Consider the following 22,164-nt stretch of genomic DNA (forward strand, 5'->3'; position numbering starts at 1 on the left):
GTTTTTATATATGTCTTGTTGAAGTTTTGCTTTTAAGATTTCAAAAATCCACCCATAACTTTTTCCAATTCCACTTGGTTTTCGAGGTGACTCATATGTCCGTCATTGAATGAAATTAGTTTTACATTTGTGCCTTCAATTTGTTCTAAATTCTCTTCGTAATTTAAAACAGGATCTTTTTTTCCTAAAATTAATAAAATTGGATAGGTGGCAAAATGTAAAATTACTTCTCGGTCTTTTCGTAATTTCATACCTTCCTGAGCGGCAATAATTCCTTGTAATGGTGTTTGAAGCGCTTCTTCTCGAACCCATTCAATTTGTTTTGAAAGTTTTATTCTGTTTTCTTCTGAAAATAAATTGGCAATACTCATTCTAACAGCAGCCACATAATTTTGTTTCACGGCTTTTATCGCACGCGTTCTATTTGCAATGCGTTCTTCGCTATCGGCACGAGATGTCGAATTTAACAACACTAAACCTTTCATAAATTCTGGATATAATTCGGCAAAAGCTAAAGCTACATATCCGCCCATAGAATGTCCAACAAACATCGCTTTTCTGATTTTTAATTCGGATATTACTTGGTGAACAGCATCCGCCATATCTTCCATACTATGAATATATCCTAAACAATCCGTTTGCCCGTGACCTAACAAATCAATACAAACTACTCGGTTTTTTTTAGCTAAAACAGGTGCTAAATAGTTCCACATCGTACTATTTTCCAAAAATCCGTGTAACAAAACAACCGCATTGCCTTTTCCTTGGTCGGTATAACTGATTTTAGTGTTTTTGAAGTGGATGTTTTTCATAGATACAAATGTAGAATTTAAACGCAAAGAGCGCAAAGTTTTTCTTTTATTTAAACACAGATTAGAGAAATTTTAGAAATAAATAAAATTTCAGAAATCTGTATTAAAAAAAAACGGCTCACTTTCGTAAACCGCCTTTTAAACGTATAACCTTTTTAAACTCTTAAACTAAAATTAAGAATTCATAATCGATTCAATTTCATCTGCTTCAATAGGAATATTTTTCATTAAGTTGAAAGGTTCCCCTTTTGGTTGAATGACCACATCATCTTCTAAACGAATTCCAAAACCTTCAGCTGGAATATAAATTCCTGGTTCTACAGTAAAAACCATATTGGCTTGCATTGGTTCGTGTAATAAACCGTAATCGTGTGTATCTAAACCTAAATGGTGCGACGTCCCGTGCATAAAATATTTTTTATACGCTGGCCATTCTGGATTTTCATTCTGAACATCAGCTTTTGTAATTAAGCCTAAACCTAATAATTCTGATGTCATAATTTTACCAACTTCTATATGGTATTGTTTCCATAAAGTTCCTGGTATAAGCATTTTTGTAGCTTCGTTTTTTACATTTAAAACGGCGTTGTAAACCGCTTTTTGTCTGTCAGAAAATTTTCCAGAAACCGGAATCATACGAGTTAAATCGGAAGAATAATTGGCATATTCTGCACCAACATCTAATAAAATTAAATCGCCAGCATTACAAACTTGATTGTTTTCTATATAATGTAACACATTTGCATTGTTTCCTGAAGCTATAATTGGAGTATAAGCAAAACCTTTCGAACGATTACGAAGAAATTCGTGAGCCAATTCGGCTTCAATTTCATACTCGGTTACACCAGGTTTTACGAAATTTAATAATCTTCGCACTCCTTTTTCTGTAATATTACACGCATTTTGAATTAAATCTAACTCAATTTGGTCTTTTACTGAACGTAATCTTTGTAAAAAAGGATTTGATTTTTCTACTTTATGCGCAGGATATTCGTTTTTCCACCATTTTATAAAACGGTCTTCTCGAGTTTCTGTTTCTACTGCTGCTCTATAATGTTCATTGGTGTTTATGTACATCGTATCGGCATACATCATCACTTCTTTTAACACTTTATGAAAATCTTGTAACCAATATACTGATTTAATTCCTGCTACTTCAAAAGCGCGTTCTTTAGTAAGTTTTTCGCCTTCCCAAATGGCAATATGTTCGTTGGTTTCTTTTAAAAAAAGTACTTCTTTCAAGTGCTCATATGGTGCATCTGGAAATAATAATAAAATACTTTCTTCCTGATCTACACCAGATAAGTAAAAAATATCGCGATGTTGTGCAAATGGCAACGTACTATCTGCAGAAACAGGATAAATATCATTCGAATTAAAAATAGCAACTCCGTTTGGCTTCATTTGCGCCATAAAGTTTTTACGATTTTTAATAAAAAGTTCTCGATTAATTGGTAAATATTTCATTTTTTTGGAAGTATTAGTAAAGTTTTCAAAATTAATAACTTTCAAACAAATAGTTATCAAATAATTCTATTAATTTTGAAACATATCAAATTATATAAAAATGAAAAAAGTTGTATTTTTAATTTCTCTTTTTAGTACGATAGTTTCTTTGTCACAAGACAATAATTTTCAATCCGTTGCTTTTCAAAATATTGGACCAACAATAATGAGTGGAAGAATAGTCGATTTAGCTGTCAATCCTCAAAATCCAACTGAATTTTATGCGGCATATGCTTCTGGAGGTTTGTGGTACACTAACAATAACGGAACCAGTTTTGAACCTGTAATGGATGCTGCGCCAACTCAGAATATAGGTTGTGTTGCTGTGGATTGGAATTCGGGATTAATTTTGGTAGGAACAGGTGAAGTAAATTCTTCTCGTTCTTCTTATGCAGGAATTGGAGTTTTGAAATCTACAGATAAAGGTAAAACATGGTCAAATATTGGTTTGCCAGATAGTCATCATATATCTAAAATTTGGATCAATCCGAAAGATAGCAACGAAATTGTAGTAGGAGTCTTAGGACATTTATATTCAAAAAATGAAGAACGAGGCGTTTTTAAAACCATAAATGGAGGAAAAAATTGGACTAAAACATTATATATTAACGATGAAACAGGAATTGTAGATGTTAGTTTTGCACCAAACAATCCAAAAATTATGTTTGCTTCGGCTTGGGAACGCGAACGTAAAGCAAATAATTTTAAAGGAAATGGAATTCATTCTGGTATTTATAAAAGTGAAGATGCCGGAACTACTTGGGCAAAAATTAATGCCAATTCTGGTTTTCCATCAAACAATGGTGTTGGTAGAATTGGGTTAACTTCATATAACGAGAATATTGCTTATGCGATTGTAGACAATCAGAATTTACGACCAAATGCTTCTAACGAAAAGCCGAAAGATGCCAATGCCGCTTTGTTTGAAGTGGAAGTAATTGGTGCAGAAATTTATAAAACCACCGATTCTGGAAAAACGTGGACTAAGACAAATGACAAATTTATTGATGATGCCTTTTATTCTTACGGATATTATTTTGCAGATATTACTGTTGATGAATCTAATGAAAATCGTCTATTTATTTCTGCGGTTCCTTTATTATTCTCTAATGATGGAGGAAAATCTTTCGAATCAATCAGTAAAGATAATGTTCATGCTGATCATCACGTTTGTTGGGTGAATCCAAAAAATTCAAATCACTTAATAAACGGAAACGATGGCGGTGTAAATATTACATTTGATAACGGAAAACATTGGATAAAATGCAACAACCAAGCTGTTGGACAATTTTATTCTGTAAACGTAGATGAAAAAGAAAATTACGAAGTATATGGAGGCCTGCAAGATAACGGTGTTTGGGCGGGTCCAAATAATTATGAGCACAATGTAGAATGGTTGCAAGACGGAAAATATCCGTACGAATTTTTAAGCGGTGGAGACGGAATGCAAGTTCAAATTGATACGAGAACTAATAATTTAGTTTACACGGGTTATCAATTTGGAAATTATACTAAAATAGATAGAATTTCAGGAGAAAGAAAATACATTACTCCACAAGCGGATAAAAAAGAAGAACCTTACAGGTTTAACTGGCAAGCACCTATTTTGCTGTCTTCTCATAATCAAGATGTTGTTTATTTTGGCGGACAATATGTGTTTCGTTCGATGAATCAAGGTAAAAAATGGGAAAAAATTTCTATCGATTTAACCAATGGAAAAGTGGAAGGCAATGTGCCTTTTGGAACCATAACATCTATAGCTGAAAGTAAATTTAAATTCGGAAAATTAGTTATTGGAACAGATGATGGAAATGTATATGTAACAAAAGATAGCGGCGAGAATTGGATAAAAATATCAACTAATTTACCACAAGGATTATGGGTGTCTCGTGTACGATTTTCAACGTTTAAATCCGATAGAATTTATATTACATTAAATGGTTATAGAAATGATAATTTTACTACTTATGCATATGTTTCTGAAGATTTAGGCACAACTTGGAAATTATTAACGGAAAATTTTAAGCAAAATGCTGTGAATGTGATTTTAGAAGATTCTGAAAATGAAAACATTTTATATTTAGGTACAGATGCTGGTTTATTTATTTCTATTGATAGAGGAATAACTTGGCAAGATTTTTCAACCGATATTCCAAATGTTGCCGTACACGATTTGGTTATTCAAAAAAGAGAAAAAGATTTAATTGTGGCTACACACGGGCGTTCTTTGTATAAAGTGAATCTTTCGAACATTCAACAAATTAATGAGAAAACACAGTCAAACAGTATAGCGTTATTTCCTGTAAAGAACATTTCTTTTTCTAAAAATTGGGGAAATAAGCGTTCTGCTTGGGGTACCGAAAACACACCAAATGTATTAATTTGGTATTATATAAAAGAACTTTCAAATACAATTTTAACCATAAAAAATAAAGATGGAATTGTGGTTTTTAACCGTCAAAATAAAGCAGAAAAAGGAATGCTTAAAGTAGATTTTGATTTATGTATCGATGAAAAAACAAAAACGGCAATAGAAAAGAAAGATAGTAAAATAAAAATCAATCAATCAGGCAATAAAAAATATTATTTACCTTCAGGAAAATATACAATTGAATTAGAAAATAACGGAAAGAAGGAAACGCAAACGTTAGAAATTTTAGAAAAAAACCAAATGCGATAAGATTTGAATAAAAATTCAAAACGTAATATGTTGATATTCAACAAATGTTAAACTCATTTAAAATGATTATAAATTAACTTTCAAAGGTTGTAAGTCTTACTTATAACCTTTATTTTTGCTTACATTAAACATATTCAAATTAACATTAACTATAATTATGGCAAAATCAGCATTTTTAAAGTCATCTATTGCAAAAAAATATTGGATGGCACTTACGGGATTGTTCTTGTGCTTGTTTTTAGTTGGGCATTTATTAGGGAACTTACAATTGTTAGCTGGCGACACTATTGAAGCGGCATTACAATTTAATAAGTATGCATTATTTATGACTACTAACCCAGCAGTAAAATTACTTTCTTATTTAACGTACATTTCTATTATTTTCCATGCTATCGATGGGATTTATTTAGCAATTCAAAACCAAAAAGCACGTCCAGTGGCTTACGCAATGAGTAATCCTTCAAAAAACAGCAGTTTTTCTTCAAGAAATATGGCGGTTTTAGGAACTATTATTTTGGTTTTTATCTCTACACACATGATTAACTTTTGGGCAAAAATGCATTTCGATGCTAACATGCCTTTAGTTACGAAAACACAAGGAAATCAAGGGCAATCTCAATCTATGCTTATTGGAACACCAGATTCTAAAATTCAAACGATTCCTTTGCCTCCAGGTGGTTCTTTAAAAACATTGGTAGAACAAAACAACAATCAACCTGGAAATACAACAAAATTAGTTTTAGAAGGTTCAAATATTGTTAAAGATGCCAAAACAGGTGAAGTTTTATTTGTTGGTTTCAAAGATTTACATAAATTGACCTATGCCTTCTTTAAAAGTAAAGGAAAATTATTCAATATAATTCCAAACGAAGGGTTGTTTTTCGTTATATTTTATGTGTTATCAATGATGGCATTAGGTTTCCATTTATGGCATGGCTTTCAAAGTGCTTTCCAATCTTTAGGAGCAAATGGTAAATTTACACCAGCTATTAAATCATTTGGAAAAGCATTTTCAGTTGTAGTTGCGTTTTTATTTGCAATTATTCCAATTTACATTCACTTTTTTACAAAATAAAAACATATGGCATTAGATTCTAAAATTCCTCAAGGTCATATTTCAGAAAAATGGACCAACCATAAGAATAATCTTAAATTGGTGGCTCCAAACAATAGACCAAAAATTGACATTATTGTTGTTGGAACTGGTTTAGCAGGTGCTTCGGCTGCTGCTTCATTTGGAGAAATGGGTTACAACGTAAAAGCATTTTGCTTTCAAGATTCACCTCGTAGAGCACACTCAATTGCTGCTCAAGGAGGAATAAACGCTGCGAAAAACTATCAGAATGATGGAGACAGTACCTATAGATTATTTTATGACACTATAAAAGGTGGTGACTACCGTGCGCGTGAAGCAAACGTACACCGTTTAGCAGAAGTATCTTCAAATATTATCGACCAATGTGTGGCTCAAGGTGTTCCTTTTGCTAGAGATTATGGTGGATTATTAGATAACCGTTCGTTTGGTGGAACACAAGTACAACGTACTTTTTATGCCGCTGGACAAACAGGTCAACAATTATTATTAGGAGCATATTCTGCTTTGTCTAGACAAATTGGTTTAGGGAATGTAAAAATGTATAACCGTCACGAAATGCTTGACATTGTAAAAGTTGATGGCAAAGCTCGTGGAATTATTGCTCGTAATTTAATTACTGGTGAGTTAGAACGTCATTCAGCTCATGCTGTTATTATTGCATCTGGTGGTTATGGAAATGTATATTTCTTATCTACAAATGCAATGGGAAGTAACGTTACAGCTTCTTGGAAAGTACACAAAAAAGGAGCACATTTTGCGAATCCATGTTTTGTACAAATTCACCCAACATGTATTCCAGTTCATGGAACCAATCAAGCCAAATTAACGTTAATGTCAGAATCGTTACGTAACTCTGGTCGTATTTGGGTTCCTGCTAAAAAAGAGGACGCTGAAGCAATTAGAGCGGGTAAATTAAAACCAACTCAAATTGCGGAATCAGATAGAGATTATTTCTTAGAAAGAAGATATCCTGCTTTTGGTAACTTAGTACCTCGTGATGTAGCTTCTCGTGCTGCAAAAGAACGTTGTGATGAAGGTCATGGTATTGAATCAAACGACACTAACGAAGGTGTTTATTTAGATTTCGCTTCAGAGATTATCACAAAAGGAAAACAAGCCGCTTACACTCAAGGGGATCATAACCCTTCTGATGATAAAATTCAAGAATTAGGGAAAAAATGGGTAGAATCGAAATATGGTAACCTTTTCACGATGTATGAAAAAATTACAGATGAAAATCCATATGAAACTCCAATGAAAATTTACCCAGCCGTGCATTACACAATGGGTGGTGTTTGGGTTGATTATAATTTAATGTCATCTATACCAGGATGTTTCGTAGCTGGTGAAGCCAATTTCTCAGATCACGGAGCAAACAGATTAGGAGCTTCTGCATTAATGCAAGGTTTAGCAGATGGCTATTTCGTATTACCATACACGGTTTCTAACTATTTAGCAGACGAAATTAGAACAGGTAAAATTGCTACAGACACACCAGAATTTATGGAAGCTGAAAATGCAGTTCGTCAGTCTATTGAGCAATTAATTAATAATAACGGTACAAAATCTGTTGACTATTTCCACAAAAAATTAGGATTAATTATGTGGAATAAAGTTGGAATGGCTAGAAATGAAAAAGGATTAACAGAAGCAATTGAAGAAATCGGACAATTAAGAGAAGATTTCTATGCAGATGTTAGAGTTCCAGGTGCAGCAAACGAATTGAACCAAGAATTAGAAAAAGCACTTCGTGTAGCTGATTTTATTGAATTGGGACAATTAATGGCAAAAGATGCTTTATTACGTAAAGAATCTTGTGGTGGACATTTCCGTGAAGAATATCAAGATGCTGAAGGAGAAACACTTCGTGACGATGAAAATTTCGCTTATGTTGCAGCTTGGGAATATAATGGAAGCGATGCAAGTAAATCAGTACTTCATAAAGAAGAATTGAAATATGAGTTTATCAAAATTGCAGCTAGAAACTATAAATAAGATATTATGAGTGCTAAAAAAAATATAAATATCAACCTTAAAATTTGGCGTCAAAAAAACGCTGGAACTAAAGGTAAAATGGAAACATATAAATTAGATAATGTTTCTACTGACAGTTCTTTCTTAGAAATGTTAGACCAATTAAATGAGCAATTAATCAATAACCAACAAGAGCCAGTAGCTTTTGACCACGATTGTCGTGAAGGAATTTGCGGAATGTGTTCGTTGTATATTAATGGTCGTGCACACGGTCCAGATACAGGAACAACTACGTGTCAGTTACACATGCGTAAATTTAAAGATGGCGAAACTATTTTTATTGAACCATGGAGAAGTAAAGCGTTCCCAGTTGTAAAAGACTTAATGGTAGATAGAAGTGCTTTTGATAGAATTCAACAAGCGGGTGGATTCGTATCAGTAAATACTTCTGGTAGAACAATCGATGCTAATGCAACTCCAATTAACAAACAAGATGCAGACAAAGCTTTTGAAGCAGCAGCGTGTATTGGATGTGGAGCTTGTGTGGCGACTTGTAAAAACGGTTCTGCCATGTTATTTGTTGGAGCAAAAGTTTCTCAATACGCATTATTACCACAAGGAAAAGTAGAAGCTACAGAAAGAGTATTAAATATGGTACGACAAATGGATGAAGAAGGTTTCGGAAATTGTACCAATACAGGAGCATGTGAAGTAGAATGTCCGAAAGGAATTTCTTTAGAAAACATTGCTCGTATGAATAGAGAATATTTAAAAGCAAGTGTACTTTAATTAGAACACAACTTTTTTAAAATAAAAAACGCATTCAGTTATTGAATGCGTTTTTTTATATTATTTTAACTCCAATTCCTGATCCACATCCCAATTGGCTCTTACGTCAATTAAACCGGGAAAATAAATCATTTCTTCGGGTTGAAGTTTTATTTTAAAGTTTCCTGAATCCCAAATTCTATTTTTATTATCGTCATAAAACAAACGTACTTGGTAGTTGCTTGGCTGAATGGCTTCAAAATATAATTCAGTTTCTTTAGTACAGTATTTTTCGCTAATGATATCTCCTGAAGTATTTAAAATTTGTACCACATACGGAAATCTATTGATGTTTTTCAATCGCAATTTTAAATTTCCAAAATCGCTTATCGCACCTTTGTCAAAGGTAAATTTTAAACTATCAGATTGAGTTTCGTATTCATCTTCTATGGCACCAGGCAGTAACTCGAGTTCGTATTTTTCGTTTTCTTCTTGTTTAAAATCAAAAGAAATCAATTGTTCAAAATCGTTAATTTCTGTTGTGAAGGAGACTGAAGTACTATCTTTTTTTCTCAGAAATATTTTCTCAGCATTTATTTTATTAATTGGCGTAGTGGTTTCTAAACTAAGTTTTTCGTTAAATTGGAATTTTTTATTAGCAAAAAGCGTCACTTTTAGTGAATCTGCTTCTTTTAGTTTTTTTAATTTCACTACATAATTTTTCAAATAGTTATCGGATTTCACAAGTACTTGTATAGAATCTTTAGCTTCTTTAGGCATAAAAACTTGTAAAGTATCCGATTTTTTATTCGCAGATTTTGCAAATCGTAAAGGTGTTTCAATGTTATTCTTTTTATAAAATAGTTTCACATTATTTGGATTACCTTCGTAGCCCAAAAACAATTTGTTGTTGCTTTCAACTGTTGGCGAATAGGTTTTGATTTCGTTTTTCTCTGCAAATAATTTTATAGTATAACTACTATCTGAAGGAATCTTTATTTTTTCCTTTTTAAAAGCAATTTTTTCCGTTTTAGCCTGATAATTGTAATTGTTGTTTTTGTCTTTTAAAGCCACTAAATAATAGTTACCTTCTTTTATGTTTTCAATAGTAAACTTTGTGTTTTTTTCTAAAGTATTGGTGATATAAACGGGTTTGTTTTTGTAGACCAATGAATCATTATACGTTTCAGCGTCATATAACATCACGGTTACAAATTCATCTGTTTCTTTTTCAAATGCATCTACAATTTCACCAGAAACCTTTAAAGAATCAACAAATGCTCCTGTTGAAAACACATATTTAAATTGCGAATACGGGATGCCTTCGTTATAATCTGTAATACTTTGGCCAAAATTAAAACTGTAGGTCGTATTCGGTTTTAAATCTTCATTTAAAGTAATTGAAATGAATTTACTTGCACTTCCTTGTGGCACAATTGTTGGATTTTTTGCCATAGGTGGCGACACAATCAATTGTTTGTTGATGTCTTTTACTTTTATGTATTCGTTAAAATCAATTTTAATAGTTTTTCCAGAAAAATTGGTTTCATAATTTTTCGGTGTACTTTTTACAATAACGGGTGCTAAACTATCTTTTGGGCCACCAGAAACCATACCTCTTTTGGCACAACTGATAAATACAAGAGAAATTATAGTAAGAAGTAATATGATTTTTTTCATGAATTATGTCGCTATTTAATCTTGCAAAGTAACAATTATATTCATTCGCATCATAATATTTAAATAAATTTTATGATTGTGTATACGCCATTGTTACGATGCTAATTCTGGTGTTTTTAATTTTTAATATTTCTTTAGCACACGCTTCAATAGTGGCGCCAGTAGTAAAAATATCATCTACAAGCAACACGTGTTTTCCTTCAATTTTATGAGCGTTTTCAATTGAAAATACATTTTTATTGGTTTCTAAGCGATTTTCTTTTGACTTTTGAATTTGTGATTTTAAGTTAATTGATTTTAATAAAACATCATCAATTATAGGAATAGCTAAGTTTTTCTCTAATGCTTCACAAAAAGTTGTAACTTGATTGTATCCTCTTTCGTGAAGACGTTTTTTATGTAAGGGCACAGGAATTATTACATCAATATCATTAAAAACAGGTAAATCGAATACGTTTTTTGAAAAAATATCTCCTAAAAAAGTGCCGATTTCTTGTTGGTTTTTATATTTTAAATTGTGCATTAATTGTTGTGCAATCCCTTTTTTTCTAAAATATAATAACGAAGCACCAAATTCAAAAGGCACTATGCCATAAAAAGCCCTATGCATTTCATGTTCCTTTAAATTATGATGATGAGTAAGTGGCAAATGATGCATGCAAGTGGTGCAAATAATTTTTTCATTTTTCAAAAGTAATTTCGAACAGCCATTACAAAACGCAGGAAATACCACGTTTAACAGATTTTTATGTATTTGGTCGAAAAATTTTATCATATTAAAACATTAGTTTTACTTTAGTAAAAATATTTAGAATGTCTTCAAAAAGAAACAACAACACCTATAAGGTCGCTATACTTTTATTGTCCATTTTTTTACTACTTGTGTTATTTAAAAGTTATAAAGATAACAAATCTGCTAAAGAACTACAAGACACATTAAAACAAGAAACATTAATAACGCAAAGTCAATTATCAGAAATACTTACGAAGTACGATTCTGTTTCGAGTTTATATAATAATTTTGATGAAAGTTTTCAAGATTTGTCTATAAAAGTGTCTGATTTAAAAGATTCTAAAAAGAATATTAAATTTAAGAATTTATCGGAATTAAATAAGGAAATTGATCAAATAAAGGATTCAATTAAAATACTGAAAGAAAAATTAAAGCAAATAGAAAAACTTAGAACGTTAATTAAACCAGAAGTAAAAACTCCAAAAATTACAGAAAATACGGCTTTAAAAGATGCTAAGTTTGAAGTAACTAATTTGCAAGTAAAAGGGGTTAAGTTTCTTACAGATAATAAAACACCAAATAAAGTAAAGCCAATTGAACAAATTAGAGTTTGCTTTACAGTTGACAGAAATAAATTAATTTCTTCTGGCGAAAAAGAATTTTTTGTACAAGTCGTAAATCCTAAAAATGATATCGTTTCTGTGGAAGAATTGACCTTTGAAAATAATAATATTACTTTAAAATATAGTAAATTAGTAAAGTTTGAATACCAGCAACAAATAACAGATGTTTGCAGTTATGTTGATTTAGAAAAGAACAAAACGGTAAAAGGAAGATATATTGTAAACTTATATTCAGGAACTACTAAAATTAGTTCAACCATTTTCAATTATAATTAAAAAATTACTTTTTTAATTCCATTCCTATTTTTACTTTTGCAACATGGCAAAACAAGAAGACTTATTTAAGAATGTAGTTTCGCATGCAAAAGAATACGGATTTATTTTCCCTTCTAGCGAAATTTACGATGGTTTAAGTGCGGTATATGATTACGCACAAAACGGTGTAGAATTAAAGAAAAATATTAGAGAATATTGGTGGAAATCAATGGTGCAAATGCATGAAAATATTGTTGGTTTAGATGCTGCAATATTAATGCATCCTACCACTTGGAAGGCTTCTGGCCATGTTGATGCATTTAACGATCCATTAATTGACAATAAAGATTCAAAAAAAAGATATCGTGCAGATGTTTTAATTGAAGATTATGCCGAAAAATTAAACATTAAAGCACAAAAAGAAATAGAAAAAGCAAAGGCGCGTTTTGGTGATGCTTTTAACGAACAAGAATTTATTACAACTAATCCAAGAGTTGTTGAATATCTATTTAAAAAGAACGAAATTTTAGCCAGAATGGCGAAAAGTTTAGACGCTGGTGATTTAGATGATGTGAAACTTTTAATTGAAGAATTAGAAATCGCTTGTCCAGATTCTGGATCTCGTAATTGGACAGAAGTACGCCAGTTCAACTTAATGTTTGGGACTAAATTAGGTGCTTCGGCTGATACGGCAATGGATTTATACTTACGACCAGAAACGGCACAAGGTATTTTTGTTAACTTTTTAAATGTTCAAAAAACAGGCCGAATGAAAATTCCTTTTGGAATTGCACAAACCGGTAAAGCATTTAGAAATGAAATTGTGGCAAGACAATTTATTTTCCGTATGCGCGAATTTGAACAAATGGAAATGCAGTTTTTCGTAAAACCAGGTGAAGAAATGAAATGGTACGAATACTGGAAAACGACGCGATTAAATTGGCACAAATCATTAGGTTTGGGTGCTGAAAATTATCGTTTTCACGACCACGAAAAATTAGCACACTACGCAAATGCAGCTGCAGATATTGAATTCAATTTTCCTTTTGGATTTAAAGAATTAGAAGGAATTCATTCTCGTACAGATTTCGATTTAAAAGCACACGAACAATTTTCTGGTAAAAAATTACAATATTTTGATACAGAAGAAAATAAAAATTATGTACCTTATGTTGTAGAAACATCTGTTGGTTTAGATAGAATGTTTTTAGCGGTATTTTCAAAAGCATTACAAGAAGAAACATTAGAAGATGGCTCTACTAGAACTGTATTGCGTTTGCCTTCAGTTTTAGCGCCTACAAAGGCAGCTGTTTTACCTTTGGTTAAAAAAGATGGATTACCAGAAATTGCCAAAGAAATTATGGAAGAATTAAAATGGGATTTCAACGTAGCCTACGATGAAAAAGACGCTGTTGGTCGTCGTTACAGACGTCAAGACGCTCTGGGAACCCCATTTTGTATTACTGTAGATCATCAAACTGTGGAAGACAAAACGGTTACTATTCGTTATAGAGACACCATGCTTCAAGAACGTGTAGTTATTGCCGATTTGAAAAATATTATTGACAAAGAAGTTTCTGTAAGAAATTGGTTAATGAAAATGTAATAAAATAAATTTTAAACTAAAACGCCAAATTCATTGAATTTGGCGTTTTTTTATTTTTTAGCTTTTTGATGTTTTTCTAGCCTGGCTAAAATTCGTTTATGCATGTGTTTGTAATTGTTCACTTCTGCAGCGTAATATCTGTTGTTTTGATGATACGTTGCACTATCAATTTTGTATTTTTTATAAATATAGTCTTTAGCTTCAATTTTGTTAGCTTGTAAAATATCTGGAGCATTTATTTTAGCAGCTTGTAAAACAGCTACATCATATAAAATATTTTCCATAGTTGCCTCATCCAAAAGTTTTTTTGGAGGTTTTACAGGATTTTCGCTACAAGCAAAAAATCCAAAAACAAAAACTAATAAAACTATTTTTTTCATTGTTATTCTCTATCAAAAGTTAATCTTTGTCCAGCTATAATATCTTTTACTTTTCCATTGGCATAAGCCAATTTTCCATTTACAAAAGTGTGCGTCACTCTAGATTTAAAGTTAACTTCTTCAAAAGGCGACCAGCCACATTTCGAAATTATATTTTCTTTTTTTACATTCCAAGGCATGTGTGGATTAACTACTACTAAATCGGCAAAATAGCCTTCTTTAATAAAACCACGGTTTTCTATTTTGAAAATTTTCGCTGGATTATGACACATTTTTTCAACAATTTTCTCTATAGAAATTTTTCCTTTAGAATAATTCTCCATCATGGCTACTAAAGCATGTTGTACTAAAGGTCCTCCAGAAGGGCAAGTAGTATACGGATTTGATTTTTCTTCTAAAGTATGAGGTGCATGGTCTGTGGCAATTACATCTATTCTATCATCTAATAGCGCTTTCCAAAGTGCGTCCTTATCTTCTTGCGTTTTAACTGCAGGGTTCCATTTAATTAACGAACCTTTGGTTTCATAATCTGCATCTGTAAACCACAAATGATGAATACAAACTTCTGCTGTAATTTGCTTTTTTTCAAGAGGAATTTTATTTGTAAATAAGTCTAATTCTTTAGCTGTTGAAATATGAAAAACATGTAATCTTGCTCCGGTTTTTTTAGCCAATTCAATCGCTTTAGAAGAGGATAAGTAACACGCTTCATCACTTCTAATTAAATGATGTGCGTTAACAGGAATATCTTCTCCATATTGTGCAATGTATTTTTCTAAATTCGCTTTTATTGTAGCCTCATCTTCACAATGAACAGCAATTAACATTTTGGTAGATGAAAATATTTTTTCTAAAACATCTTGATTATTTACCAGCATATTTCCAGTTGAAGAACCTAAAAATAATTTGATTCCTGCAACATTTTTAGGATTCGTTTTTAAAACTTCTTCTAAATTATCATTAGTACCACCCATCATAAAGGAATAGTTGGCGTGAGATGTTTTGGAAGCAATTTGATATTTATCCTCTAAAAGCTCTTGAGTTACTGCGTTCGGAACCGTGTTGGGTTGCTCAATATATGAGGTAATTCCACCAGCAACAGCAGCTTTACTTTCTGATGCGATGTCGCCTTTGTGCGTAAGTCCAGGTTCTCTAAAATGTACTTGATCGTCAATTACTCCAGGAATTAAAAAACTTCCTTCTGCATCAATAATTATACATTCCGAAGATTTTGCACTGATGTTTTCTGCAATCTGACGGATGATTTCATTTTCAATTAATACATCTCCTTCAAAGATGCTCCCTTCATTTACAATTCTTGCATTTTTAATTAAAAATGTACTCATTTATAGTTTGTTAAATATTTTTCTAATTCGTAACATAATCACCCCAATTACTGCTTCACGAATAATTGCGCCACTCATTTTTGATTCGCCTAATGTTCTGTCTGTAAAAATAATTGGCACTTCTTCAATCTCAAATTTATTTACAAAAGCCCGATATTTCATTTCTATTTGAAATGCATATCCTACAAATTTAATTTTATCAATATTTATAGTTTCTAAAACATTTCGTTTGTAACAAATAAAACCTGCTGTGGCATCATGAATTTGCATACCAGTAATAAATTTCACATAAACCGAAGCAAAATAAGACATTAAAACTCGGTTTAAAGGCCAGTTAACAACGTTTACACCTTTGGAATATCTTGAACCAACGGCAACTTCAGCGCCGTTTTGACAAGCCAAATATAATTTTTCTAAATCGTCTGGATTGTGAGAAAAATCGGCATCCATTTCATAAATATATTGATAATTATGAGATAATGCCCATTTAAAACCATGCACATAAGCAGTTCCTAAACCTGATTTTTTAGTTCTAACTTCTAAAAATAATTTTTCCGGATACTGTTTTTGTAATTCAGCTACTTTATTAAATGTTCCGTCGGGCGAATTATCATCCACAATTAAAACGTGGAAGCTTGAAGGCAATTGAAAAACAGCATGGATAATCCGTTCTATATTTTCAATTTCGTTATATGTAGGTATAATTACTATTCCTGCTGACATGTTGTTTTATTTTCTCTACAAAATTAAGTTATTTTTATATTTATTTTCTTAATAATTATATAATTTAATTGAGTTATTTTTTTTGTTACTTTTGCAGTATGAATATTTTGCAATTATCAGAACGAATTTTAGTTAATAAAGATTGGGCAACCATATTATTTGTGTTGGCAATTTCTATTGTAGCGCTTAATAAAACTGTTTTTTCGGTTCGATTTAACGAATTTATAAAATTAGGATATTCAGACAAGTACAATAAAGTATATAAAGACACAAATAATTTATTGAGTTGGTTTACCATTTCTATGTTTGTCATTCAATTACTCTCATTTTCGTTTTTTATTTTGTTGCTGTTAAGTTATTTTAATTACACTCAAACCGATAATTATATTACATATATTCAAATTATTACTTTTTTGTTTGTTTTTATTTTGTCGAAGTTTTTAATTGAAAAAATTATAGGAACAACTATTAATTCGGAAAGTATAGTGGATCAATTTAACTTAATTAAAGTCAATTATCGCGCTTTTTTAGGGTTTGTATTATTGCCGATTAATATTATTTTGTATTACAATTCTTGGCCGATTAAAGCGGTTTTTTATATTATTTTAACTGTTTTTTTACTATACAATGTTTTCACTTACTATTTTTTAGTAAAAACATATCAAAAGACTATTTTAGGCAATTTATTTTATTTTATTTTATATCTTTGCACGCTTGAAATACTACCGTATTATTTCATGTATTATTGGGTAACGAAAAATTAGGAATTTGTTAGATATGTCAAATTTGAAAGTAAAAACGATTTTGGTTTCGCAACCAGAGCCTAAAGTGGATAATTCTCCATATCACGATTTACAAAATAAATTTAAGGTTAAAATTGATTTTAGACCTTTTATTCATGTTGAGGGGGTTTCTGCAAAGGAAGTAAGAGCGCAAAAGATTGATTTAAATAATTTTACAGCGATTATTTTTACTAGCAAAAATGCAATTGACCATTTTTTTAGAGTTGCTGAAGAGATGAGATATAAAATTCCTGAAGATTTAAAATATTTTTGTCAATCTGAAGCGGTGGCGTTTTACTTACAGAAATATGTTGTATACAGAAAACGTAAAATTTATGTGGGTCAAAAGGATTTTGCTGACTTAGCACCACTTATAAAAAAATATAAAGACGAAAAGTTTTTATTACCGAACACAGATCAGTTGAATCATGATGTACCACAAACCCTTGATGGTTTAAAGGTAGATTGGAAACAAGGTATTTTCTATAAAACAGTAATGAGTGACTTATCTGATTTAAAAGATGTGTATTATGATGTTTTGGCATTTTTTAGTCCAACAGGAATAAAATCTTTGTTTAAGAATTTCCCAAATTTTGAGCAAAATAATACAAGAATTGCAGTGTTTGGGCCAACCACTCAAAAAGAAGCTTTAGATCATGGATTACGTATTGATATTTTAGCACCAGCTCCAGGAACACCATCTATGACAGGTGCTTTAGAAAAATATGTAGCGGAAGCAAATAAAGGAAAATAATATTTTTATTTATAAATTAAAAAAGCGTTCAGAAATGAACGCTTTTTTTGTACAATAAAAAAACGTCTTGTAAATCAAGACGTTTTAAAAGTAGGTTGTTTTTGGTAGTTTATAATTTTGGACCTGCTTCGACTAAAGCAGCACCTTCCTGATTATCTGTATATTGTACAAAATTCTTAATAAAACGAGAAGCTAAATCTGCAGCTTTTGTATCCCATTCTGAAGTATTTGCATAAGTATTTCTTGGGTCTAAAATAGTGTCGTCTACATCGTGTAATGAAGTTGGCACTTCAAAATTAAAAACAGGTACAATTGTAGTAGCTGCTTTTTCAATTGAACCGTCTAGAATAGCATCAATTATAGCTCTTGTGTCTTTAATAGATATTCGTTTTCCCGTTCCATTCCATCCAGTATTTACCATATAAGCAGTTGCTTGATGTTCCTCCATTTTTTTTACTAACTCTTGCCCATATTTTGTTGGATGTAAAGACAAAAATGCCTTTCCGAAACAAGCTGAAAAAGTAGGTTCTGGTTGCGTCACGCCTCTTTCAGTACCTGCTAATTTTGCAGTAAATCCTGATAAAAAATAATATTTAGTTTGTTCTGGCGTTAATTTTGAAACCGGTGGCATCACCCCAAAAGCATCTGCGGTTAAAAAGATAACTTTGTTAGCGTGTCCTGCTTTTGAAACCGGTTTTACAATATTGTCAATATGGTAAATAGGGTAAGAAACACGTGTGTTTTGTGTTACAGAGCCATCTTTGAAATCAATTTTACCATTGGCATCAACGGTAACATTTTCTAATAAGGCGTCTTTTTTTATAGCTTTAAAAATATCAGGTTCGTTTGCTGCACTTAAATCAATAGTTTTTGCATAGCAACCTCCTTCAAAATTAAATACGCCATCATTATCCCAACCGTGTTCGTCATCACCAATTAATTCGCGTTTAGGGTCAGTAGATAATGTTGTTTTACCTGTTCCAGAAAGTCCGAAGAAAACAGCAACATCGCCATCTTTTCCTTTATTAGCAGAACAGTGCATTGATGAAATTCCTTGTAATGGTAAATAGTAATTCATTAAAGAAAATAATCCTTTTTTCATTTCTCCACCATACCAAGTACCACCAATTAACTGAATTTTTTCAGTTAAATTAAACGCAACATACACTTCCGAATTTAATCCGTGTGCGGCGTAGTCTTTAAACGATGTTTTAGAACCGTTCATCACAACAAAATCTGGTTCGCCAAAGTTTGCTAATTCTTCTTTAGTTGGTCTGATGAACATATTTGTTACAAAATGCGCTTGCCAAGCCACTTCCATAATGAAACGAACTTTTAAACGGGTATTTTCATTTGCACCACAAAATGCATCTACCACAAAAAGTCTTTTTCCAGATAATTGTGTTGAAGTGGTTTCTTTTAAGGCATTCCAAGTTTCTGTTGAAATGGGTTTATTATCGTTAACCGCTTTTTCAGAATTCCACCAAATGGTATTTTCTGTTGTGCTATCTTTAACAATATATTTGTCTTTAGGAGAACGACCTGTAAATTCACCCGTCATTACATTAACAGCACCAAGTTCTGTTAATTGTCCTTTTTCATAACCTTGTAGGTTGTTATTTAATTCTTCGTTATAAAGTAAATCATATGAGGGGTTATATACGATTTCTGTAACATTTTTGATTCCATATTTTTCTAACGAAATCGATTTCGTAAATTGAGCGTAGGTATCCATAAAATTATTAGTTATGTTGCTTTTGTTTAAAGTGCAAAATTAAACAATAATTTGACAAATACGTGTTTTCTGTTATTTTTTCGTCAAAATAGCGTAAAATAGATATCCCCAAGACAGTATAAGAAGTAGTCCGCCAATTGGAGTTATAGGCCCAATAAGTTTAGATTTAATTCCAGTTAAACCATTAGTTGTTAATACATAAATAGACCCTGAAAAAAATAATACACCCGTTAAAGTAAAATAAAACACGATTGTTTTTTCCTTTAAAGTAATGATTTGCGTCGCGCCAATGAACAATAAAAACAAGGCGTGATACATTTGATATTTTACACCCGTTTCAAAAGAATTTAATTGTTCAACAGTAAGTGTTTTTTTTAGGGCATGCGCTCCAAAAGCGCCAAATATAATAGCTAAAAAGCCTAAAGTACAAGCGGCAAGTAGAATTTTCTTATCCATAGATTGTGTTTTATCTCTTCACAAATATAACAAACTTCAAATCAAGTTTTTTTATAAATGCGGTTTTTTATTTTTTAGAAATATAACATTTCATTACCTTCGTGTGATATTAAAGTAAAATGAGAAAGATATTAATCATAGGAGCAGGTCGATCTGCCTCTTCACTTATAAAATATTTATTAGATAAATCAGAAGCTGAAAATTTGCTACTTACGATTGCTGATTTATCCGAAGCATTAGCCAATAAGAAAACGGGAAATCATAAAAATGCACGTGCCATTTCTTTTGATGTTTGTAATGACGAACAACGTAAACAAGAAATTCAACAAGCGGATATTGTTATTTCAATGTTGCCAGCTCATCTTCATATTGAGGTAGCTAAAGACTGTGTTTTCTATAAAAAAAGCATGATTACGGCATCGTACATTAGTGAAGAAATGAAAAGTTTAGATTTTCAAGCTAAAGAAAACCAAATTGTTTTGATGAATGAAATTGGTTTAGATCCAGGAATAGACCATATGAGTGCTATGAAAATTATGGACGACATTAAAAGTAAAGGCGGAAAAATTATTCTTTTCGAATCTTTTTGCGGCGGATTAGTAGCCCCTGAAAGTGATACCAATTTGTGGAATTATAAATTTACTTGGAATCCAAGAAATGTAGTTTTAGCGGGTCAAGGTGGGGCGGCAAAATTCATACAAGAAGGCACTTATAAGTACATTCCTTATCATAAATTATTTAGAAGAACCGAATTTTTAGAAGTAGAAGGATTTGGACGATTTGAAGCTTACGCAAACAGAGATTCTTTAAAATATAGAGACATTTATGGTTTACAAAATGCAGAAACCTGTTATCGTGGAACCATAAGAAGAGTCGGTTTTTCAAAAGCTTGGGATGTTTTCGTGCAATTAGGTATGACGGATGATACCTATATTATTGATGATTCTGAAAATATGAGTAATCGCGATTTTGTGAATTTATTTTTGCCTTATCATCCAACAGACTCAGTAGAAATTAAATTCAGACATCAATTAAAAATTGATCAAGATGATGTAATTTGGGACAAACTTTTAGAGTTAGATTTATTTAGTAAATCTGTAGTTACAGGTTTAAAAAATGCCACTCCAGCTCAAATGTTAGAAAAAATATTATCGTATAAATGGACATTACAACCAGAAGATAAAGATATGATTGTGATGTATCATAAAATTGGTTACGAAATTAATGGTGAGCAAAAACAAATTGATTCTACAATGGTTTGTTTGGGCGACGATCAAACGTATACCGCGATGGCAAAAACTGTGGGATTACCCGTAGCCATTGCTACTTTGAAAATATTAAACGGTGAAATATCAACTACTGGCGTACAATTACCAACCGCAAAAGAAGTGTATCTGCCAATTTTAGAAGAGTTAGAACAGTATGGCGTGGTTTTTAAAGAATTTGATGTGCCTTACTTTGGTTACAATTATTACGATTAAATAAAAAAATCCAAATTCCGAAAGTTTCGAAATTTGGATTTACTATTTTAGGTTTTTAAGAATTAATCTCTGGATCCTAATATTCTATAAGCCCAATATAATAAAGAAGCTAAAGCACCTAAAGCGGCAACTAAATACGTTCTGGCAGCCCATTTTAAAGAATCTTCGGCACCAGCATATTCTTCTTGACCTAACATATTTTTGTTTTTCAACCAAGCCAAAGCACGATTACTTGCGTCATATTCAACGGGTAAAGTAATAAAACTGAAAGCCGTTGCAACAGCCATTAAAGCCAAACCTGCAACTGCAACATAAAAGCCAATTCCAGATTTTGAAGCGAATCCTAAAATAATTCCACCCATAATTAACCATTGCGACATACTTGACGACACATTAACCATTGGTACCATTTTAGAACGCATCGTTAGCCATTCGTAGGCTTGCGCGTGTTGCACGGCGTGTCCACATTCGTGAGCGGCTACGGCTGCAGCTGCTGCATTTCGTTGGTTATATACGGCTTCTGATAAATTCACTGTTTTATCTACTGGATTGTAATGGTCTGTCAATCTTCCTGGAGTAGAAATCACTTTTACATCACTTATTCCGTGATCAGCAAGCATTTTTTCTGCAATTTCGGCACCTGACATCCCATTTCTTAAGGTAAGTTTCGAGTAATGCTCAAATTTGCTTTTTAAACGAGAACTCACTAACCAACTAAAAAGAGCAATTGCTCCAATTAAAATCATATAAGGTAAATCAAACATAGTATTTAAT

19 protein-coding genes are annotated in these 22,164 nt (G+C 31.8%); 9 read left to right on the forward strand and 10 right to left on the reverse strand.

The annotated features are described in order from the left end of the window. Positions 1-32: 32 nt before the first annotated feature. Together KA468_RS02550 and KA468_RS02555 are read right to left on the reverse strand one after the other, a co-directional pair. Complete coding sequence (locus KA468_RS02550) at positions 33-812, reverse strand: alpha/beta hydrolase (protein ID WP_291241378.1); 780 nt, start codon at positions 810-812, stop codon at positions 33-35. 174 nt (positions 813-986) lie between these two features. Then, the gene (locus tag KA468_RS02555) at positions 987-2,279 is read right to left on the reverse strand and encodes an aminopeptidase P family protein (RefSeq protein ID WP_291241379.1); all 1,293 of its coding nucleotides are present in this window, start codon (positions 2,277-2,279) and stop codon (positions 987-989) included. A 100-nt stretch (positions 2,280-2,379) separates the two neighbouring features. Here KA468_RS02555 and KA468_RS02560 point away from each other — a divergent pair, with 100 nt between their 5' ends. The 4 genes from KA468_RS02560 to KA468_RS02575 all read left to right on the forward strand — a co-directional run bounded on the left by KA468_RS02560 (position 2,380) and on the right by KA468_RS02575 (position 8,857). Then, positions 2,380-4,998: a glycosyl hydrolase gene (locus KA468_RS02560; protein WP_291241380.1), complete on the forward strand. Its 2,619-nt coding sequence runs from the start codon at positions 2,380-2,382 to the stop codon at positions 4,996-4,998. Positions 4,999-5,155: 157 nt separating this feature from the next. Beyond that, complete coding sequence (locus KA468_RS02565) at positions 5,156-6,073, forward strand: succinate dehydrogenase cytochrome b subunit (protein ID WP_291241381.1); 918 nt, start codon at positions 5,156-5,158, stop codon at positions 6,071-6,073. Positions 6,074-6,079: 6 nt separating this feature from the next. Beyond that, the gene (locus tag KA468_RS02570; protein ID WP_291241382.1) at positions 6,080-8,089 is read left to right on the forward strand and encodes a fumarate reductase/succinate dehydrogenase flavoprotein subunit; all 2,010 of its coding nucleotides are present in this window, start codon (positions 6,080-6,082) and stop codon (positions 8,087-8,089) included. Between the two features lie 6 nt (positions 8,090-8,095). Continuing rightward, positions 8,096-8,857 (forward strand): succinate dehydrogenase/fumarate reductase iron-sulfur subunit, encoded by a 762-nt coding sequence (locus tag KA468_RS02575; RefSeq protein ID WP_291241383.1) that lies wholly within the window; start codon positions 8,096-8,098, stop codon positions 8,855-8,857. 60 nt (positions 8,858-8,917) lie between these two features. On the opposite strand, the gene KA468_RS02580 is transcribed toward KA468_RS02575, so the two are convergent. Further along, positions 8,918-10,516, reverse strand: coding sequence for an Ig-like domain-containing protein (locus tag KA468_RS02580; protein ID WP_291241384.1), 1,599 nt, complete (start codon positions 10,514-10,516; stop codon positions 8,918-8,920). A gap of 70 nt (positions 10,517-10,586) precedes the next feature. Further along, entirely contained in the window at positions 10,587-11,291 is a 705-nt protein-coding gene (locus tag KA468_RS02585; RefSeq protein ID WP_291241385.1) for a ComF family protein, read from the reverse strand. A 38-nt stretch (positions 11,292-11,329) separates the two neighbouring features. On the opposite strand from KA468_RS02585, the gene KA468_RS02590 reads away from it, so the two are divergent. Together KA468_RS02590 and KA468_RS02595 are read left to right on the forward strand one after the other, a co-directional pair. Beyond that, on the forward strand, positions 11,330-12,148 hold the full coding sequence (locus KA468_RS02590; protein WP_291241386.1) for a hypothetical protein: 819 nt from the start codon (positions 11,330-11,332) through the stop codon (positions 12,146-12,148). A gap of 43 nt (positions 12,149-12,191) precedes the next feature. Beyond that, a complete protein-coding gene (locus KA468_RS02595) occupies positions 12,192-13,733 on the forward strand; it encodes a glycine--tRNA ligase (protein ID WP_291241387.1) in 1,542 nt (513 codons plus the stop codon). Between the two features lie 50 nt (positions 13,734-13,783). Here KA468_RS02595 and KA468_RS02600 read toward each other — a convergent pair whose 3' ends face one another. The 3 genes from KA468_RS02600 to KA468_RS02610 are packed head-to-tail and all read right to left on the reverse strand — an operon-like array spanning position 13,784 to position 16,182. Further along, positions 13,784-14,113, reverse strand: a complete 330-nt coding sequence (locus KA468_RS02600; protein ID WP_291241388.1) for a DUF4296 domain-containing protein — start codon at positions 14,111-14,113, stop codon at positions 13,784-13,786. A gap of 2 nt (positions 14,114-14,115) precedes the next feature. Then, complete coding sequence (locus KA468_RS02605) at positions 14,116-15,459, reverse strand: dihydroorotase (RefSeq protein ID WP_291241389.1); 1,344 nt, start codon at positions 15,457-15,459, stop codon at positions 14,116-14,118. Then, entirely contained in the window at positions 15,460-16,182 is a 723-nt protein-coding gene (locus KA468_RS02610; RefSeq protein WP_291241390.1) for a polyprenol monophosphomannose synthase, read from the reverse strand. Positions 16,183-16,280: 98 nt separating this feature from the next. On the opposite strand from KA468_RS02610, the gene KA468_RS02615 reads away from it, so the two are divergent. Together KA468_RS02615 and KA468_RS02620 are read left to right on the forward strand one after the other, a co-directional pair. Continuing rightward, positions 16,281-16,946, forward strand: coding sequence for a DUF4271 domain-containing protein (locus tag KA468_RS02615; protein ID WP_291241391.1), 666 nt, complete (start codon positions 16,281-16,283; stop codon positions 16,944-16,946). Between the two features lie 22 nt (positions 16,947-16,968). Next, positions 16,969-17,718: a uroporphyrinogen-III synthase gene (locus KA468_RS02620; protein ID WP_291241405.1), complete on the forward strand. Its 750-nt coding sequence runs from the start codon at positions 16,969-16,971 to the stop codon at positions 17,716-17,718. Between the two features lie 109 nt (positions 17,719-17,827). Here KA468_RS02620 and pckA read toward each other — a convergent pair whose 3' ends face one another. Both pckA and KA468_RS02630 read right to left on the reverse strand, forming a co-directional pair. Continuing rightward, positions 17,828-19,453 (reverse strand): phosphoenolpyruvate carboxykinase (ATP), encoded by a 1,626-nt coding sequence (pckA, locus tag KA468_RS02625; protein WP_291241392.1) that lies wholly within the window; start codon positions 19,451-19,453, stop codon positions 17,828-17,830. Between the two features lie 72 nt (positions 19,454-19,525). After that, a complete protein-coding gene (locus KA468_RS02630) occupies positions 19,526-19,909 on the reverse strand; it encodes a DUF423 domain-containing protein (RefSeq protein ID WP_291241393.1) in 384 nt (127 codons plus the stop codon). A 119-nt stretch (positions 19,910-20,028) separates the two neighbouring features. Between KA468_RS02630 and KA468_RS02635 the strand changes: the two genes are divergently transcribed. Then, positions 20,029-21,390 carry a saccharopine dehydrogenase C-terminal domain-containing protein gene (locus KA468_RS02635; protein WP_291241394.1) on the forward strand — a complete coding sequence of 454 codons (1,362 nt, stop codon included), beginning with the start codon at positions 20,029-20,031 and terminating at the stop codon, positions 21,388-21,390. Positions 21,391-21,452: 62 nt separating this feature from the next. Here KA468_RS02635 and KA468_RS02640 read toward each other — a convergent pair whose 3' ends face one another. Further along, positions 21,453-22,154 carry a zinc metallopeptidase gene (locus KA468_RS02640; RefSeq protein ID WP_291241395.1) on the reverse strand — a complete coding sequence of 234 codons (702 nt, stop codon included), beginning with the start codon at positions 22,152-22,154 and terminating at the stop codon, positions 21,453-21,455. Positions 22,155-22,164: the final 10 nt, after the last annotated feature.

The sequence above is a fragment of the Flavobacterium sp. genome, assembly GCF_017985075.1.
GTDB lineage: Bacteria > Bacteroidota > Bacteroidia > Flavobacteriales > Flavobacteriaceae > Flavobacterium.

What these genes read in the sequence shown, in the direction of transcription:
- KA468_RS02550 (WP_291241378.1), bottom strand. Translation starts at nt 812, where the DNA reads ATGAAAAACATCCACTTCAAAAACACTAAAATCAGTTATACCGACCAA.
- KA468_RS02555 (WP_291241379.1), bottom strand. Translation starts at nt 2,279, where the DNA reads ATGAAATATTTACCAATTAATCGAGAACTTTTTATTAAAAATCGTAAA.
- KA468_RS02560 (WP_291241380.1), top strand. Translation starts at nt 2,380, where the DNA reads ATGAAAAAAGTTGTATTTTTAATTTCTCTTTTTAGTACGATAGTTTCT.
- KA468_RS02565 (WP_291241381.1), top strand. Translation starts at nt 5,156, where the DNA reads ATGGCAAAATCAGCATTTTTAAAGTCATCTATTGCAAAAAAATATTGG.
- KA468_RS02570 (WP_291241382.1), top strand. Translation starts at nt 6,080, where the DNA reads ATGGCATTAGATTCTAAAATTCCTCAAGGTCATATTTCAGAAAAATGG.
- KA468_RS02575 (WP_291241383.1), top strand. Translation starts at nt 8,096, where the DNA reads ATGAGTGCTAAAAAAAATATAAATATCAACCTTAAAATTTGGCGTCAA.
- KA468_RS02580 (WP_291241384.1), bottom strand. Translation starts at nt 10,516, where the DNA reads ATGAAAAAAATCATATTACTTCTTACTATAATTTCTCTTGTATTTATC.
- KA468_RS02585 (WP_291241385.1), bottom strand. Translation starts at nt 11,291, where the DNA reads ATGATAAAATTTTTCGACCAAATACATAAAAATCTGTTAAACGTGGTA.
- KA468_RS02590 (WP_291241386.1), top strand. Translation starts at nt 11,330, where the DNA reads ATGTCTTCAAAAAGAAACAACAACACCTATAAGGTCGCTATACTTTTA.
- KA468_RS02595 (WP_291241387.1), top strand. Translation starts at nt 12,192, where the DNA reads ATGGCAAAACAAGAAGACTTATTTAAGAATGTAGTTTCGCATGCAAAA.
- KA468_RS02600 (WP_291241388.1), bottom strand. Translation starts at nt 14,113, where the DNA reads ATGAAAAAAATAGTTTTATTAGTTTTTGTTTTTGGATTTTTTGCTTGT.
- KA468_RS02605 (WP_291241389.1), bottom strand. Translation starts at nt 15,459, where the DNA reads ATGAGTACATTTTTAATTAAAAATGCAAGAATTGTAAATGAAGGGAGC.
- KA468_RS02610 (WP_291241390.1), bottom strand. Translation starts at nt 16,182, where the DNA reads ATGTCAGCAGGAATAGTAATTATACCTACATATAACGAAATTGAAAAT.
- KA468_RS02615 (WP_291241391.1), top strand. Translation starts at nt 16,281, where the DNA reads ATGAATATTTTGCAATTATCAGAACGAATTTTAGTTAATAAAGATTGG.
- pckA (WP_291241392.1), bottom strand. Translation starts at nt 19,453, where the DNA reads ATGGATACCTACGCTCAATTTACGAAATCGATTTCGTTAGAAAAATAT.
- KA468_RS02630 (WP_291241393.1), bottom strand. Translation starts at nt 19,909, where the DNA reads ATGGATAAGAAAATTCTACTTGCCGCTTGTACTTTAGGCTTTTTAGCT.
- KA468_RS02635 (WP_291241394.1), top strand. Translation starts at nt 20,029, where the DNA reads ATGAGAAAGATATTAATCATAGGAGCAGGTCGATCTGCCTCTTCACTT.
- KA468_RS02640 (WP_291241395.1), bottom strand. Translation starts at nt 22,154, where the DNA reads ATGTTTGATTTACCTTATATGATTTTAATTGGAGCAATTGCTCTTTTT.